This window comes from Acinetobacter nectaris CIP 110549 (genome assembly GCF_000488215.1).
Taxonomy (GTDB): Bacteria; Pseudomonadota; Gammaproteobacteria; order Pseudomonadales; family Moraxellaceae; genus Acinetobacter; species Acinetobacter nectaris.
Genome location: NZ_KI530740.1, coordinates 1 through 18,398, shown reverse-complemented (window position 1 = coordinate 18,398; position 18,398 = coordinate 1). Strand labels below are relative to the sequence as shown.

The following is an 18,398-nucleotide window of genomic DNA, read 5'->3' as shown; positions in this document are numbered from 1 at the left end:
GACAATAGCGAGAGTGAACCACCTGATCCCTTCCCGAACTCAGAAGTGAAACCTCTTAGCGCTGATGGTAGTGTGGGGTTACCCATGTGAGAGTAAGTCATCGCCAGCATTTAATTCTAAAAGCCTCCTTAACGGAGGCTTTTTTTATGCTTATAACAAAATAAAAACCTTAAATTAGACCATGGAATTTATTTATCACCTTTAAATGTCTAAAGGTGATAAAGGTACTTGATTAGTCTAGCTTTTGAATTAAACAATAATAAAAGCCATCTCCATGAGCAGTTTCAGGAAGTAACTGTTTACCATATTTTTGTTCAATACCCCAATTAGAGCATATCCCTATTTCTTGAGCATTTGGATACTCATTGAAGAAAGACTCCATTTGGTATTCATTTTCAGCTTTTAAAATAGAGCATGTAATATATAGAAGATATCCACCATTTGGAATTTGTTGCCAAAGATTTTTTAATATTCTACTTTGCAATTCAACTGTTTGCTGAATATCAGAGGATTTTCTTAATAGGCGTATATCGGGATGTCGTCGAATGACACCTGTTGCAGAGCATGGAGCATCAAGAATAATGAAATCAATTTCTTCTGTGGCCTGCCATGTGCTTGCATCGGTATGCACAATGTCAAAGTCTGTATTTTTATGATACAGATCTAAGCGAGATAAGTTGTCTTTAATTTTATTTAATCTTGCCGCGTTTGAATCTATAGCAATCAGTTTTTTAATTTGGAATTGTTCGACTAAATGCGTAGTTTTTCCTCCAGGTGCTGCACATGCATCTACTACAACCTTATCTTTTAAATCGCCAAGGAGTTGATTGCATAATTGAGCATGTTCATCTTGAACAGAAAAAAATCCTTCATTAAATCCAGGTAATTTAGGAATAATTTGAGGAGATAGCAATTGAATTCCAACCTCAGAAAGCTCACATGCTTTTGCATGAATATTTAAATCATTGAGTAGTGTTAGATAATCATTTCTACTCACCTTTTGTTGGTTTATACGAAGTGTAAGAGGAGCTGTCTCTTTTAGACTACGAAATAATTGTGGTAGATGTGTAGGCCAGTCTTTTTTTATTCTTTTATATAGCCAGCTTGGTAGCCCATGAGATTCGATTAAAGCTTGTTTAAAGTTGTCTAAATCTCTTGAAACAAGTCTTAATATTGCATTTACGACACCGCTTAGAGGAGAGAATCCCAACTGTTTTACAGCTTCGACAGTTTCAGAAATTGAAGCATGAGCAGGAATACGTGTATAAACAAGTTGATAAATTCCTAAGTAGATAAGTGTTTCTACAGTAGGATTATCTAAATCTTTTTTTAATAGTGGTAATGTTACGGTTTTTAAAGAATGCCAATGGCGTAGCGTTCCTAAAGTGAGTTCATGAAAAAGTGCACGATCTTTATCTTTTACAGTTGATATATATTTATCAAGTAAATTAGAAAGAGATTCACCCTTCTGTATATCTATAAGTATACTTGTGACTTTAGCTCTTAAGTTATATGAAGAAAGTTTGAGTGGGTCTAATTTCATGGAAGTATCTGCCCAATACTTAATTTATTTGTTTGTATAATCTGTTGTGTATTTAAAGGCTTACCACCGGGCCACTGTAATTGGGTTAGAGTAATTGTTGTATGATCACCGCATAATACTGTCACGCCTTGCTGATCAATTTGCACAATTGTACCAACTTTTACATTATTTAAGCTCTCTTGATGAAGAGTTTTGGTTTCACCCGCTTGCCATACCCTTAAATTTTCTGTTTCTAGTTGAATAAAAGCTACAGGCCAAGGGTTAAATGCTCGAATATTTGAACAAATTTGCTTTGCAGGTAAATTCCAATTAATCTTAGCTTCAGTTTTGCTTAACTTATGAGCATAAGTGACATCATCTTCATTTTGTATTTGACGGTTTTCTAAGTAGTTTGTGAAAACTTTTTCAGATGATAAAACATGTGTAATTGCTTCAGCACCTTGATTCGCGAGTTTATCATGTAATGTTGCTGAAGTATCAGTTGCTTCAATAGCACAGTAAGTTTTAAATAGCATATCACCTGTATCTAATCCTGCAGCCATTTGCATAATGGTGATTCCAGTCTCATGATCTTGTGAGGCAATCGCACGATGAATAGGCGCAGCACCTCTCCAACGTGGCAGTAATGATGCATGAATGTTTAAACAACCATATTTAGGTAGATCTAATACAGTTTGTGGGAGAATAAGGCCGTAAGCTGCAACAATCATGATATCTGCATTTAATTTTTTTAATTCTTCTTGAGCAGTTATACCCTCTTGATTAGAGGATTTAAATGATAGAGGCTGATATACAGGAATATGATGTGCTAAAGCAACTTGTTTTACATTAGAGGGCGTTAGCTTTTGACCACGCCCTGCTTTTCGGTCGGGTTGAGTATAAACAGCAATAATTTCATGTGAAGAATTTAATAAAGCTTTTAAAGCAACTGTTGCAAATTCAGGTGTCCCTGCAAAAATAATTCTCAAGAGAGTACCTCTTATTCCAATAAGTATATTAGATTATAACATTTGATTTTTTGACTTTATCTAATTTATAGCAATCTTTATTTATAATTAAGCCTGTCTATAATGTAGACAAACCTTTCTTTTATTTGTATCCTAAAAATAATAAAAATATCTCACTTAGTAAACATTAACCTAATTACAACCTTATATATTCTCATATTGTGATTAGTTATGAATATTAGGAACTTTTGAATCATTGTTTTGTAAATTGTTTCAATAAGTGATAGCTAGTTATCATAATAAAAATCAGTATAATGAGCAAATATACGCCAAAAAGATAGTGCATCATCAAAGAGTATAAACTATGAATAAAATTTATAAAATTGTTTGGAACGCAACATTAGGTACATGGGTTGCCGTTTCTGAGTTAGCAAAATCGAAGAAAAAAGCGACTAAAGCACTTGTGGGAAGTGCTACAGCCATAGCAATGATTACTTTTTCGCAAGGGGCCTTTGCATTGGGAGAGGGAAGTGGTAATGGTGTAAGTGCTGCTCCCAAATCGACAGGAGATTCAACATGTCCAACAGCAACAGCAACTTATACAGCAGATGTAGCTTTAGGTTGTGGTGCTACAGCTACTAGTAATAACTCCGCACAAGGTGGGAATTCTGCAACAAACTCATTTGGAGCAGTTGCAATTGGTAGTGCAGATAACCGTGGCTTAGCAAATGCATCATATACCATAAATGGCACAACTTATAGTACAAAAACAACAACAGCTGCAGGGACACAAACAGTAGCCTTGGGCTCAGGGGTACGTGCATTAAAGGGAGAGTCAACTGCGATTGGTAATGACTCCGATGCTATTGGTTTCGCATCCATTGCGATAGGTGGTGATGATATAGGTAGTGTGAGTGATGCAACCAAAACAGGCTATCAGTCTGTAACAGGAAATACTTTAGATACGAGTTCTGGTCAATGGGGTAATGGTGGTTTAACGGGGGGGTATCGGACAACGGCTTCGGGCGATGCTTCAATGGCTATTGGCATGAATGCAAGAGCAGCAGGTGATTTGTCAAATGCTTTTGGTACACAAGCACAGGCAATGGCTAACTCTGCTTTGGCTTTAGGTACTACAGCTAAAGCAAAAAATGCAGGTTCTACAGCAGTTGGTGTAAACTCAAGTGCCTCTGCAGATAAAGCAACAGCTTTAGGTGCAAATACACAAGCAACTGTAGCAAATGGGGTTGCTTTAGGGAGTGGTTCAGTAGCATCCACAGATAGTGGCGTTAAAGGATATGATCCACTAAATGGTACAAACTCTAGTCAGTCTTCTACTGCATGGCAGTCAAATGCAGCTGCAGTTTCTGTAGGAAATGGTTCAACTTTAACACGCCAGATTACTGGGCTTGCGGCAGGACAACAAGATACTGATGCTGTGAATGTTGCTCAATTAAAACAAGCAAGAACATATACGACGAATGTAGCAAATAGTCTAAAAAATGTACTTGGTAGTTCGGCAAATTCTACGACGGATGGCACAGTAACTCTGTCAAATATTGGTGGTACAGGAAAAAGTAACATTAATGATGCAATCAGTAGTGTTAATACAGCTGCTGCACAAGCAAAATCTACAGTAACAAACGGTAAGAATATTGTTGTCACGAGTGCAACAAGTGCAGATGGTCAAGGAACGACTTATACTGTTAAAACAGCAGACGATTTGAACGTAAATAGTGTTAAGGCTGGTAATAGTACATTAAATAATAACGGCCTATCAATTTCTGGAGGCCCTTCAGTAACTACTAATGGTATCGATGCAAAGAATACCTTAGTGACAGGTTTTTCAAATGGAAGTATTTCTTCAGGATCTACTGATGCGATTAATGGTGGCCAACTTTATAATACCAATACTTCTATTGCAAATGTGATTGGCGGTAATGCTAAGGTTGGTACAGATGGAACTGTAACAACCAATGATATTGGTGGAACAGGTAAATCTACAATTAGTGATGCTGTCGCAAGTGTGAAGTCAGCAAGTGCAAATGCACAAGCAACTGCAGATAAAGGGCTAAACTTTAGAGCTAATGATGGTGCAATAGATAACGTTAGTCTTGGTGATACAGTCACGCTTGCAGATGGAACAAATACCAAAGCAACCTACGATTCTTCAACAAATACTTATAAGTATAGTGTTGTTGATGCACCGACATTTACAGGTGTTGTAAAAGCGAATGGCTTTGATGCCAATAATCAGAAAATTATAGATGTCGCAAATGGCACTATTGGTGCTAACTCTACCGATGCGGTAAATGGTGGACAGATTTCTACTATTTCTAATTCAACACAGTCACTGATTGGTGGAAATGCAAAAGTTAATACCGATGGTACTGTCACAACAACTGATATTGCTGGAACAGGTAAAAGTAATGTTAGTGATGCTGTTGCGAGTGTGAAAGATCAGGCAACAAAAGCAAAAACAACAGTTACAAGTGGTGATAACATCACAGTTGCGCAGAACACAAATAATGATGGTAGCACTAACTATACAGTTTCTGCTGCAAAAGACTTAAATGTAAATAGTCTTAAAGCAGGTAATGCATCTGTAACAAATTCAGGTGTTACTGTTGATGATGGTACAAATAAAAATACATCAACTGCATCACAAAATGTTTTATCTACATCAAATGGAACAAGCAAAAATATTTCCCAAGCAGATAGTAATACACTGACTGATGGTGGAAATGGTTATAATATTTCTAATGCAAGTAGTAATAAAATAACCAATGGTTCGAGCACAAATACGACCACAGCTGATAACAACACGATTCAAAGTGGGTCAAATAAGAATATATCTACAGCAACGACGAATACGTTGTCTGACAATTTCAATAGTAATACCTCTACGACAAGTAGTAATACCATTACAGATGGTACTTATACCACTGTAACAAAAGCTAATGGAACGACTTATGGCAGTGCAAATAGCAATAATAAAGCGAGTACTGTTATTGGTCAAAATGGTCTAACTTTTACAGACAGTAATAATAACCCGACAGGCCCAAGCGTAACTGCATCTGGCCTTAACGCAGGTAATCAACAAGTCACCAATGTAGCAAGTGCTGGAAATATTGCAGATGCAAATAATGCAAAAAATGCAGTAAATGCATCAGATTTATATACACAAGTCACAAACGTTACGAATAGCGGTTTAAACTTTAATGGTGATACAGGAACTACAGTACATCGTAATTTAGGACAAGCTGTAAGCCTTAAAGGTGGTATAACGGATACAACAAAACTTGCTGATGCAAGTAATGTTGGTGTAATTGCGAATGGTTCAGATAGTCTTCAAGTTAAACTTGCGAAAGATGTGAATTTGGGTTCAGATGGAAGTCTAGCTATAGGCAACAGTACATTAAATAATAGTGGACTGAAAGTTAATGATGGTAATGGTAATATAAGCCAAGTAACTGCAACGGGCACTACAGTTAAAGACAGTAATGGTAATAATTCTAACTATGGTGCAACATCTACACAGTATAAAGATAGCTCTAATAATGTATTAACAACTGTTGGTACCGATGGTCTATCTGTGTCTGGTGGCCCAAGCATTACTAAAAATGGTATTGATGCAGCAAGTAAGCAGATTACTAATGTTGCTTCAGCAGTAAATGATAATGATGCTGTTAATAAAAAAGATCTTGATACAGTTGCTCAGGCAGGCTCTACAAAAACGAATCAACTTGGTACAGATACAGCTTCTGCTTTAGGTGGTGGAGCTAAATATGACTCATCAACAGGTACAGTATCTACACCGACGTATAGCGTAAATGGTACGAAGACGACAGGTGTTGAAGGTGCAATTAAAGCATTAGACCAAGGCTTTAATGTGACAAGCAATGGTAGCAACAGCAAAGCTGTTAAATCTGGTGATACGTTAGACATTGGCACAGCAAGTGGTGAGAAAAACCTTACTGTGACTAAAGCGGATAACAAGATTACGTATGCTTTAAACCGTAACTTAGATGTAGACAGTGTCAAAGCAGGTAATAGCACATTAGACACAACAGGTTTAACGACGACTGACAGCAATGGTAACAGTACTCAACTGACCGCTTCAGGTACAAATGTTCAAGGCAAAGACAGCTCAGGTAATGCTGTAAGTGCAACTTACGGAGCAGGTCAAAGCGCATTAACGTCAGGTACGAACACGACAACAACAACTGCTGCAGGAACAACGGTTAAAAACGGTGATGTAAGTTCACAACTCACAGCCAACACTCTAACTGTAGGCTCAGGTTCAAGCCCAGTGACTGTTGATGGTAGTAAAGGAACTGTAACAGGTTTAACCAATACCACTTGGTCAGACAGTTCTGCAAGTAACCGTAGTGAAGCTGCGACAACAGGGCAAGTTGCCGATGTTAAGAAATCAGCAGATGATCAATTTGCTAAATTGAAAACTGAAGGTAATACCATTACAGACGGTTCAAATAGCAATGCATCGAATGCAAATGGCAATACACTGACGGATTCAAAAGGTACAAACAGTTCAACTGCGGGTAGTAATACCCTTACACAAGGCAATAATACCAATACATCAACTGCAGGTAGCAACACACTCAGTGATGGTACACATACCACAACGACGACCCCAACAGGGACAACGTATGGTCTTGCAGACGCAAGCAATAAAACGAGCACACAAATTGGTCAAGATGGCCTTAGCTTTACAGATAGTACTGGCAAGACAACTGGCCCAAGTGTAACAGCATCAGGCTTAAATGCAGGCAATGAAAAAGTAACCAATGTTGCTGCAGGCACAGTTTCTCCAACGTCAACAGACGGAGTGAATGGTAGTCAGTTATCAGGTGTATCCTCAAGCGTAGCTACAGCATTGGGTGGTGGTTCAGCAGTTCAACCTGATGGTACAGTATCTACACCGACGTATAGCGTAAATGGTACGAAGACGACAGGTGTTGAAGGTGCAATTAAAGCATTAGACCAAGGCTTTAATGTGACAAGCAATGGTAGCAACAGCAAAGCTGTTAAATCTGGTGATACGTTAGACATTGGCACAGCAAGTGGTGAGAAAAACCTTACTGTGACTAAAGCGGATAACAAGATTACGTATGCTTTAAACCGTAACTTAGATGTAGACAGTGTCAAAGCAGGTAATAGCACATTAGACACAACAGGTTTAACGACGACTGACAGCAATGGTAACAGTACTCAACTGACCGCTTCAGGTACAAATGTTCAAGGCAAAGACAGCTCAGGTAATGCTGTAAGTGCAACTTACGGAGCAGGTCAAAGCGCATTAACGTCAGGTACGAACACGACGACAACAACTGCTGCAGGTACGAGTGTTACAGGTAAAGATAGTTCCGGAAATTCTGTAACTGCGATTTATGGTGCAGATAAAAATGCATTAACATCGGGTTCAAATACCACAACGGCAAATGCAACAGGAACAACAACAAAAGATGGTAGTGGAAATACAAATGCTACTACAGCAACAGCAACATCACTAGATGATGGTACTAAAGGAAATAGCAATACTTTAACTGCGACTGGATCTACGCTTAAAGATGCTGCTGGAAATCAATCTGCTACAACAGCATCAGGCTTTAATGTTACAGATAAGACAGGCCAAGGAACGACGGTTTCTTCGAATGGTGTAACTGTTGCAAATGGTCCAAGTTTAACAACATCAGGTATTGATGCTGCAAATAAAAAGATTTCTAACTTGCAAAGTGGATCTATTGTAGCAGGTTCCACAGATGCTGTAACCGGTGGTCAAGTTGCACAAATTCAGGACTCTTTAACTAGTCAAATTGGTTCATTAGGTAGTGGTGCAGTTCAATATGCTAAAAACCCAGATGGTAGTGTGAACTACAATAGTATTGTAGCTGGGAATGGGAAAGGTACTGCTATTACTACAGGTAAAGATCAATATGGCAATACGGTCGTTACAAGTGGCGGTACAACAATTTCAAATGTTGCAAATGGTACTAGTGCATCAGATGCTGTCAATAAAGGTCAATTAGACTCAGCAATTAGTAATAATATTACTAATGTCAAAAATGCTAATGGTGATGCTGTAAATGTAACAGGTCAGGTTGTTAATCAAAACTATAGTGCAACAAACCCAGATCAAAACTCGTTATTCTTGACCTATGATAAATCAGGTCAAACAACAACAGACCAACTCACAATTGGTGAAACTGTTCAGAAGATGAATACCGAAGGTGTTAAATTTGCGCATACAAACAGTACAGATGGTAAAGATTCTAGTGCTGCAGGTAAAAACTCTACAGCTCTAGGTGTTAATGCAACAGCAAGTGAAAAAGCAACTAATGCGGTTGTTATTGGTAATAACTCAAGTGTGACAGGCACATCATCTGTTGCGATTGGTGATGGTGCAGTTGCTTCTGGTACTCAATCTATTAGCGTAGGTACAGGAAATAATGTGACTGGAAACCATTCTGGTGCATTTGGTGACCCGAGCACAATTACTGGCAATGAAAGCTATGTGCTTGGTAATAACAATACTGTGAATACAGATAATACATTTGTAGTGGGTAATAACGTTAAAACAACCACAGCGGGTTCAGTTGTTCTTGGTAATAGCTCAGCAGCGAGAACGGGTGCGGGTGTTAGTGGCTATGTACCAACAGGTGCCACAACGAGTGATCAGAAAGCAATAAATGCAACAACATCCACGACAGGTACGGTTGCTGTAGGTGATGCACAAATTGGTATTTACCGTCAAGTTACAGGTGTTGCTGCAGGAACAGCAGACAGTGATGCTGTGAACGTTGCTCAATTAAAGGCAGTAGATAATAAAGTACTTGCATTAAAAACTGATGGAAATACGATTTCAGACAGTACTGGCAATACGAACCAATCGATTGCAACAAGCAGTACGCTAAGTGGTAAAGATGCGAAAGGTAACCCTATTAGCGCACAAACTACAGCAGCAGGGCTTAAAGTATCTACTAAAGATAGTAAAGGCAACGATATAACAAGTGCGAGCTATGGTGCAAGTAGTGCTAAATACACGAATGCAGATGGTTCAAGTAGCATTGTTGGCGGAAATGGACTAGCTTTTGCAGATACAACTGGGGCGCAAACAGGACCAAGTATTACAGCACAAGGTATTGATGCTGGTAATCAACGTATTACAAATGTTGCTGCTGGAACTATATCTTCATCATCTAAAGATGCTGTAAATGGTGGTCAGGTTTCAAATATCTCAAACAGTATTGCCAATGCAATTGGCGGTGTAAAAGTTAATCAAGATGGAACGATCTCTAATCCTACATATAATATTGCAGGTGGAAGTCAGACAAACATCTCAGATGCTTTAAATGCCTTAAATACTGCTGTGCAAAATGCAAATACAACTGGTAAAGATATTAGCGTATCGAAAGTAAATGTTGGTAATGCGGGGCTAGATACAAATGGTCTAACGGTTGCAAGTGGTTCTAATAGCACAAGTACGACAGCTGCAGGTGTTTCTGTGAAAGATAGTGCAGGTAATAGTGCAAACTATTCGGCACAAAATGCAACTTTAACTGATGCAAATGGTAATAAAGTAACGACTACAGCAAGTGGTACAACCTATGGTTATGCAAATAATCAAGCAGGTACTGTAGTTAACCAAACTGGCCTAAGCTTTAAAGATGCATCAGGTAATGCAACAGGACCAAGTGTTACAGCATCTGGTATTAATGCAGGTGGTAAAACGGTTACAGGTGTTGCTGCGGGTGTAAATGCAACTGATGCTGTGAACAAAGGACAACTTGATACAGCTGTAAGCACAGTGAGTAATACTGTGAATACGCTTTCAAATGCTGCTGTTCAATATGACAAAAATGCAGATGGCTCTGTAAATAAAGGTCGTGTGAGCTTAGGTGATGGTACAAACCCGACAACTTTAACCAATGTTGCAGATGGTACTGTGGCAGCAGGTTCTAAAGATGCAGTAAACGGTGGACAACTTGCAAATGTTCAGTCTCAGGTAACAGCAAATACAAATAGTATTAACAGCTTAAATAGTTCTGTAAGTGACTTAGCAAGTGGTAAGTCAGGTGCAATTCAGCAAGCTGATAAGAATGGTGATATTAGTATAGGTAAAGATACTGGTGGAACCAAAGTAAATGTTGCAAATAGCACAGGTGCTACACGTACAATTACAGGTGTATCTGCAGGCAATGCAACTTCAGCAAGTTCTACCGATGCTGTAAATGGTGGTCAGCTATATCAATCAAATGCAGCGGTTGCAGCAGCACTTGGTGGTAATGCGCAAGTACAATCAAATGGAACAGTATCTACAAGTAATATTGGTGGTACTGGTCAGAATACAATTGATGGTGCAGTGGGTAATCTAAATGGCCGTGTAGGTAACTTAGAAAGTGCATTTGTTCAAACCAATCAGCAATTGAATAAGTTCCGTAATGAAACTAATGCAGGTATTGCAGGTGCAATGGCTGTCGGTAATTTACCTCAACCAAGCGAAGCTGGTATGAGCATGGTGAGTGCTGGTCTTGGTGGATATCGCGGAGAGGGTGCAGTATCTGTTGGTGTGAGTGCGATTACAGATAGTAATAAATATATCTGGAAATTCGGAGCATCTGCAGATACCCGTAGCAATGTTAGCGGTGCAATTTCTGTTGGTTATCAATGGAAGTAAATAACGCAAAATAGATCACTTATATGTACTAAAACCCTAAGTAGTTCATTACTTAGGGTTTTTTATATATATCAATAATGTATATCTATATAAACAAGATTCTAATCTGCTTGTATTCTATATTCATAATTTTGATTAACAAAAAAATTACAATATACGAACTAGTTATCAAAAAAAAGACATGATAGTCTAAAGAAAACAAACAAAACTTGCATTTAGGTATAATTAATATGAATAAAATATACAAAATTGTTTGGAATGCATCTTTGGGCGCTTGGGTTGCGGTTTCTGAAATTGCAAAGTCTAAAACAAAAACAAAAACAGTTGGCTCGGCGAGCTTAATTACAGCAATGATTGTCTTTGCACCAAATGCTTTTGCTGCATCAGGAATAGATGGGGGAACAGGAACAGGTACATCTATTTCACCAAGTACATCATTATGTAGCGGTGCACTTAATAATGGAACGCAAGCAAATAGTGGTGCCAATGGTGCTAATATTGCGATTGGTTGTAGCGCCAATGCAAGTGGTGGCATTCGCTCTGTTGTTATAGGTGATAATGCAGCGGTTGGTTCAAATACGAGTCAATCTGTTGCGGTGGGTAGTGTGGCTGTAGCAAGAGGTGATCAGTCTGTTGCTATGGGTAACAACGTTAATGCGAATGGCAATTCAAGTATTGCTATTGGTGGCGATGATATAAATAAAGTTCGTTCTGCATATAATACAAGTTATAGGACGATTACAGGTACAGATCTACCGTCAGGTTATCCTGAAACGACTGCAGCAGGTGGGGGGGCAGTCGTTGTTGGGGTGACTGCGAAAGCAACAGGGAACTTCTCTAGTGCTTATGGTATGGCTGCTAACGCAATTGGTGATGCTTCTGTTGCTTTAGGTACAACAGCAAATGCTGGAGGACAAGGTGCACTTGCAATTGGTGCAGTATCTAGTGCATCGAATACAGGTTCTGTGGCAATTGGTATTAACTCTTTATCTAGTGGCGTAAACTCGACAGCTATTGGTTCAGGAAGTACAGCTGCTACAGGCTCCCAAGCAAAGGGTGATAATGCAACTGCAATTGGTGCAGCTAGTATTGCAGCTACAAGTGGTACAGCTTTAGGGCAAAGTGCAAATGCAGCAGATAGCGCAACAGCAATTGGTATTCGATCTAATGCAACGCAAGCCGGTGGTGTTGCAATTGGTTCAGACTCAGTTGCGAATACATCAGGTAGTGTTGCAGGGTATGATCCGATTACTGGATTAAGCTCCACAAGTACATCAGGTGCTTGGAAGTCAACCAATGCTGCAGTTGCTGTGGGTAATGGTTCAACAGTTACACGTCAAATTACAGGGGTTGCTGCAGGTACGCAAGATACCGATGCTGTAAATATTGCTCAATTAAAAACAACTAAGCAATATGCAGATAATTTAGCAAAAAGTACGGCAGTAGCACTTGGTGGTTCGTCAGCATTGGACTCAACAACAGGGAATATAAAGACGCCTATATATAATATTAAAAGTACAGATGGCAAAACACAGTATCAAGCAAATGGTGTTGAGGGTGCTGTAACTGCTTTAAATAACGAGGTTGTTAAACCAATTACTTTTCAGGGAAATGATGGTTCAACCACAAAAACTTTAGGCTCTACATTAACAATATCAGGTGGCGCATCATCATCTACAGCTACTTCGAATACGAATGTAAAAACTCAGGTTTCTGGAGATGGTAATACCATTGATGTTCAGTTTGCAAATGCTCCTGTATTTTCAGGTGCTGTGACAGCAAATGGCTTTAATGCAACGAATAATAAAATCACTAATGTGGCTGATGGTACAGTTTCATCAACATCAAAAGATGCGATAAACGGTAGTCAATTAAATACGACAAATAATAATGTAACAAATGCACAAAATACAGCAAATACAGCTGTAACAAATGCTGCAACTGCACAAGCAACAGCAGATCAAGGGCTTAATTTTGCAGATAACAACGGGAAAGTTACGAATAAAAAACTAGGCACTACCTTAACAATTAAAGGTACGGGTACAAAAGCAGATACTGAGTATAGTGCAGGAAATGTTAAAACAACAACTGATGCTAATGGCAATTTGATTGTTAACTTAGACAAAAATTCGACCTTTGATAGTATAACTACAGGTAATAGCAAATTAAATAATGATGGTTTGACGATTACGAATGGGCCAAGTGTTACAAGTTCGGGTGTAAATGCGGCGAATAAAAAAGTAACAAATGTTGCAGCAGGAGGTCTTTCATCAAGTTCAACGGATGCAGTGAATGGTAGTCAGCTAAATACAACAAATAATAATTTAAATGATGTAAAAAATGCTGCGAATGCAACTCAGGATACAGTAAACAAAGGAATTAATATTGCTGACAATAATGGTAAGTCTACCAACAGAGCTTTGGGTGGCACTTTTGTTATTGAGGGTGCAGGAACAAAAGCAGATACTGAATATAGTGCAGGAAATGTTAAAACAACAACCGATGCTAATGGCAATTTGATTGTTAACTTAGACAAAAACTCAACGTTCGATAGTATAACTACAGGTAATAGCAAATTAAATAATGATGGTTTGACGATTACGAATGGGCCAAGTGTTACAAGTTCGGGTATAAATGCGGCGAATAAAAAGATAACCAACGTTGCACCTGGAGACATTTCTGCAAGTTCAACAGATGCAATTAATGGCAGTCAGTTGAATCAAACGAATCAATTGGGTCTAAATTTTGCAGATACTAATAATAAAGTAACGCATAAAAATTTAGGCGAAACCTTAGGAATTAAAGGAACGGGTACAAAAGCAGATGATCAATATAGCGCATCTAATATAAAAACTACTACAGATGCCAATGGTAATATCATTGTGGGCATTGATCAGAACTCAAACTTCCAAACAGTGACAGCAACTGATACCAATGGTAATAACAGCGTACTTTCAGGTACAGGCACAGCAGTATCTTCTAAAGATGGTAAAACAAAAGCCAATTATACGCTGACTGGATCAAATTTATCTGATGCACAAGGAAATACGAGTACAACAGATATTGGTGGAACTACACTTGTTTCAAAAGATGCAAGTAATAATACGACATCAACAGCGAAATATGGTGTAAATACAGCATCTATTACAGACAATAGCAATAATAGTAATGTACTGACATCTACACAAAGTCAGTTAACAGATCAGTCAAAGGCAACCAATACAAGTACCGCAAGCAGTAATATCCTTGCATCAAGTGATGGCAAAACAAAAACGACAACAACAGCAGGGAACACGGCTTATACCGATGGCACTAACAATGTAAGTGTAGGGAATAGTGGTTTATCTGCAAATAATGGATCTAATAGTAGTACAGTAACAGCAACTGGTTTGATCGTAAATAATGGGCCAAGTGTAACGACTACGGGCATTAATGCTGCAAGTATGAAGGTGACAAATGTTGCCGATGGTGCGATTAATTCAACGTCGAAAGATGCAATTAATGGTAGTCAGCTATATACGACACAAAATGATCTTACTAATAAAGGATTAAACTTCTCAGCTGATACAGGAGGTAATGTTTCACGTAAGCTAGGCGATACCCTTAGTATTAAAGGCGGTGCAGATACAACGAAGTTAACAGATAACAATATCGGAGTTGTTGCAGATCAAACCAATGGACTTACTGTAAAACTTGCTCAAAATATTGACTTGAGTAATCAGGGTAGCCTTACTATTGGAAATAGTAAAGTCGACACAACGGGTATCACAACAACAGATAGTCAAAATAATAAAACTGTAAATGCCGCAACAGGAACTACAGTGACTGATGGTAATGGACGTAGTAATACGATTCAAGCCAATAACGCCACAATTAAAGATGGCAATGGAAATACAACTGTTACTCAAACGACAGGTGTAAATGTTTCTGATAGCTCAAATAATAATAATGAAGTTACCTCTAAAGGTTCGACTGTTACAGATGCAAATAACAATAAGAGTGTTTCTACTGCATCGGGTCTAACAACGACTAATGGTGATTCACTTGGTCATACAAATAGTTTTACAGCAACAAGCTCGAAACTATCAGACAATCAAGCGAACTCAAATACTTCAACTGCGAATCAAACACAAATTTTAGATGGCAATGGACGTAGTAATACGATTCAAGCCAATAATTCTACAATTAAAGATGGTAATGGCAATACAACGGTTACTCAAACGACAGGTGTAAATGTTTCTGATAGTTCAAGTAATAATAATGCTATTACCTCGCAAGGTTCTACTATTACAGATGGAAGTAACAATAAAAGTGTTTCTACTGCATCGGGTTTAACAACGACCAATGGTGATTCACTTGGTCATACAAATAGTTTTACAGCAACAAGCTCGAAACTATCAGATAATCAAGCAAATACGACAGAAACAAAATCAACAGGTTTGACCATTTCTGATGGAAATAGTCAAACAAATGTACTTAATGCGAGTAGCAGTACACTGCAAGATGCAAATAAAAATACGAACGTAAATACTGCTACGAATAATATAATTACATCGGGTGATGGCAAAACAAAAACGACAACAACAGCAGGTAATACCGCCTATACTGATGGTACAAGCACTACAAATGTAGGTAGTACAGGCCTTCGTGTTACAAATGGCCCAAGTGTGACAACAACAGGTATTGATGCTGCAAGCATGAAGGTGACAAGTGTTGCAAACGGTGATGTGAATTCAACATCAAAAGATGCAATTAACGGCAGTCAGTTGTATGCAACGCAACAAAGTGGCCTTAACTTTCAAGGCAATAGTGGTACCCCAATTCATAAAAATATTGGTGAGACGCTAAGCATTCAAGGTACAGGCACAAAAGCAGACAGTGAATACAATACAGACAATATTAAGACCACCAATAAAGATGGCAATGTTGTTATAGGTATTGATCAGAACTCAAACTTCCAAACAGTGACAGCAACTGATACCAATGGTAATAACAGCGTACTTTCAGGTACAGGCACAGCAGTATCTTCTAAAGATGGTAAAACAAAAGCCAATTATACGCTGACTGGATCAAATTTATCTGATGCACAAGGAAATACGAGTACAACAGATATTGGTGGAACTACACTTGTTTCAAAAGATGCAAGTAATAATACGACATCAACAGCGAAATATGGTGTAAATACAGCATCTATTACAGACAATAGCAATAATAGTAATGTACTGACATCTACACAAAGTCAGTTAACAGATCAGTCAAAAGCAACCAATACAAGTACCGCAAGCAGTAATATCCTTGCATCAAGTGATGGCAAAACAAAAACGACAACAACAGCAGGTAATACAGCCTATACTGATGGCACTAACAATGTGAGTGTAGGGAATAGTGGTTTATCTGCAAGTAATGGTACAAATAGCAGTATCTTGACGGCTACGAATGGGTTAAGCGTTACCGATGGCACGAATACGAGCAAAGTTACAGCAACAGGTCTGACTGTAAATAATGGGCCAAGTGTAACGACTACAGGTATTAATGCTGCGAGTATGAAGGTCACGAATGTTGCTAATGGTGATGTGAATTCAGCATCAAAAGATGCAATTAATGGTAGCCAATTATATGCAACACAGCAAAGTGGTTTAAACTTTTTAAGTAATAATAGTAATAATACAATTCATAAAAATATTGGTGAAACTTTAACAATTAAAGGAACAGGTGGGAAAGACGATTCACAGTACAATACCAATAATATAAAAACTATTACTGATAGTAATGGCAATATTGTTGTTGGTATTGATCAGAACTCAAATTTCCAAACAGTAACAGCAACGGATACAGATGGTAATAATGCAACACTTTCAGGTACGGGTACTGCAATTTCATCACAAGATGGTGGAAAAACAGCACTTTATGGCTTAAGTGGAAGTATTTTAAAAGATGCTAAAGGCAATAAGAGCGAGACAAGTATCTCTGGTACTACACTCACAGCAAAAGATGGATCTAGTACATCAACAGCAACTTATAATATCAATAATGCTGCGTTAACTGATCAAGATGGAAATAATACGACAATCAATGCATCTAGTACAAACTTACAAGATGCGAAAGGTAATACGAATGTAAATACGGCAACAAGTAGTGCAATTACTTCTAGTGATGGCACTAATTCAGCAACAACGACCTCAAATCAAACAACTTATACAGATGGTAGCAATAATGTTAGTGTTGGTACTGATGGTCTATCTGCGGAAAATGGAAGAAACAAGGCAACTTTAACATCTACTAATGGATTGTCTATTAAAAATGCAAGTAATAATAGTAGTTCATTAAATGCAACAGGCCTTCGTGTAACGAATGGCCCAAGTGTGACAACGACAGGCATCGATGCTGCAAGTATGAAAGTGACGAATGTTGCCGATGGTGATGTGAATTCAACATCAAAAGATGCAATTAATGGTAGTCAGTTGTATGCAACGCAACAAAGTGGCCTCAACTTTAAAGGCAATAGTGGTAATACGATCCATAAAAATATTGGTGAGACGCTAAGCATTCAAGGTACAGGCACGAAAGTGGACAGTGAGTACAACACAGATAATATTAAGACTACCAATAAAGATGGCAATGTTGTTGTAGGTATTGATCAAAACTCAAACTTCCAAACTGTAACAGCAACAGATACAGAAGGTAACAATACTGTTCTTTCAGGTACAGGTACATCAGTCTCTTCTAAAGATGGTAAAACCACAGCAAGCTATGGTTTAAACCAATCTAAACTGACAGATTCTAGTGGGAATACGAATACAACTACCTCAATCAATAACGTGATTGCTTCAAGTGATGGTAAAACTAAAACCACAACGACGGCAGGTAACACAGCGTATACCGATGGCACCAACAATGTGAATGTGGGGAATAGTGGTTTATCAGCAAGTAATGGTTCACACAGCAGTACATTGACTGCTACGAATGGATTAAGTGTAACTGATGGTAGCAATACGAGCAAAGTTACAGCAACAGGTCTGACTGTAAATAATGGCCCAAGTGTGACGACAACAGGCATTGATGCTGCAAGTATGAAAGTGACGAATGTTGCAGCAGGAACAAATGACACAGATGCTGTAAATGTTTCTCAGCTTAAAACTACTCAAAATGATTTAACTAACAAAGGTCTTAATTTCTCAGCAGACAGTGGCGACAATGTTGCTCGTAAATT

The 18,398-nt window shown here is 38.3% G+C and carries 4 protein-coding genes and 1 rRNA gene; 3 read left to right on the top strand and 2 right to left on the bottom strand.

All coding sequences use genetic code 11. The features are described from left to right. Positions 1-109, top strand: a 5S ribosomal RNA gene (gene rrf / locus P256_RS12895); the annotation flags it as partial. Between the two features lie 123 nt (positions 110-232). On the opposite strand, the gene rsmB is transcribed toward rrf, so the two are convergent. Together rsmB and fmt are read right to left on the bottom strand one after the other, a co-directional pair. Continuing rightward, on the bottom strand, positions 233-1,543 hold the full coding sequence (gene rsmB, locus P256_RS12890) for a 16S rRNA (cytosine(967)-C(5))-methyltransferase RsmB (protein WP_023274139.1): 1,311 nt from the start codon (positions 1,541-1,543) through the stop codon (positions 233-235). Further along, entirely contained in the window at positions 1,540-2,511 is a 972-nt protein-coding gene (gene fmt / locus P256_RS12885; RefSeq protein ID WP_023274138.1) for a methionyl-tRNA formyltransferase, read from the bottom strand. The genes rsmB and fmt overlap by 4 nt, the downstream gene beginning before the upstream one ends. Before the next feature lie 343 nt (positions 2,512-2,854). On the opposite strand from fmt, the gene P256_RS12880 reads away from it, so the two are divergent. Further along, positions 2,855-11,188 carry an ESPR-type extended signal peptide-containing protein gene (locus P256_RS12880; protein ID WP_023274137.1) on the top strand — a complete coding sequence of 2,778 codons (8,334 nt, stop codon included), beginning with the start codon at positions 2,855-2,857 and terminating at the stop codon, positions 11,186-11,188. Between the two features lie 230 nt (positions 11,189-11,418). Further along, positions 11,419-18,398, top strand: a 6,980-nt coding sequence (locus P256_RS12875) for an ESPR-type extended signal peptide-containing protein (protein ID WP_023274136.1), incomplete at its 3' end; no start/stop codon positions are given.

Bases quoted from the DNA above. Each gene is read 5' to 3' on its own strand.
- rsmB (WP_023274139.1), bottom strand. From the start codon at position 1,543: ATGAAATTAGACCCACTCAAACTTTCTTCATATAACTTAAGAGCTAAA.
- P256_RS12880 (WP_023274137.1), top strand. From the start codon at position 2,855: ATGAATAAAATTTATAAAATTGTTTGGAACGCAACATTAGGTACATGG.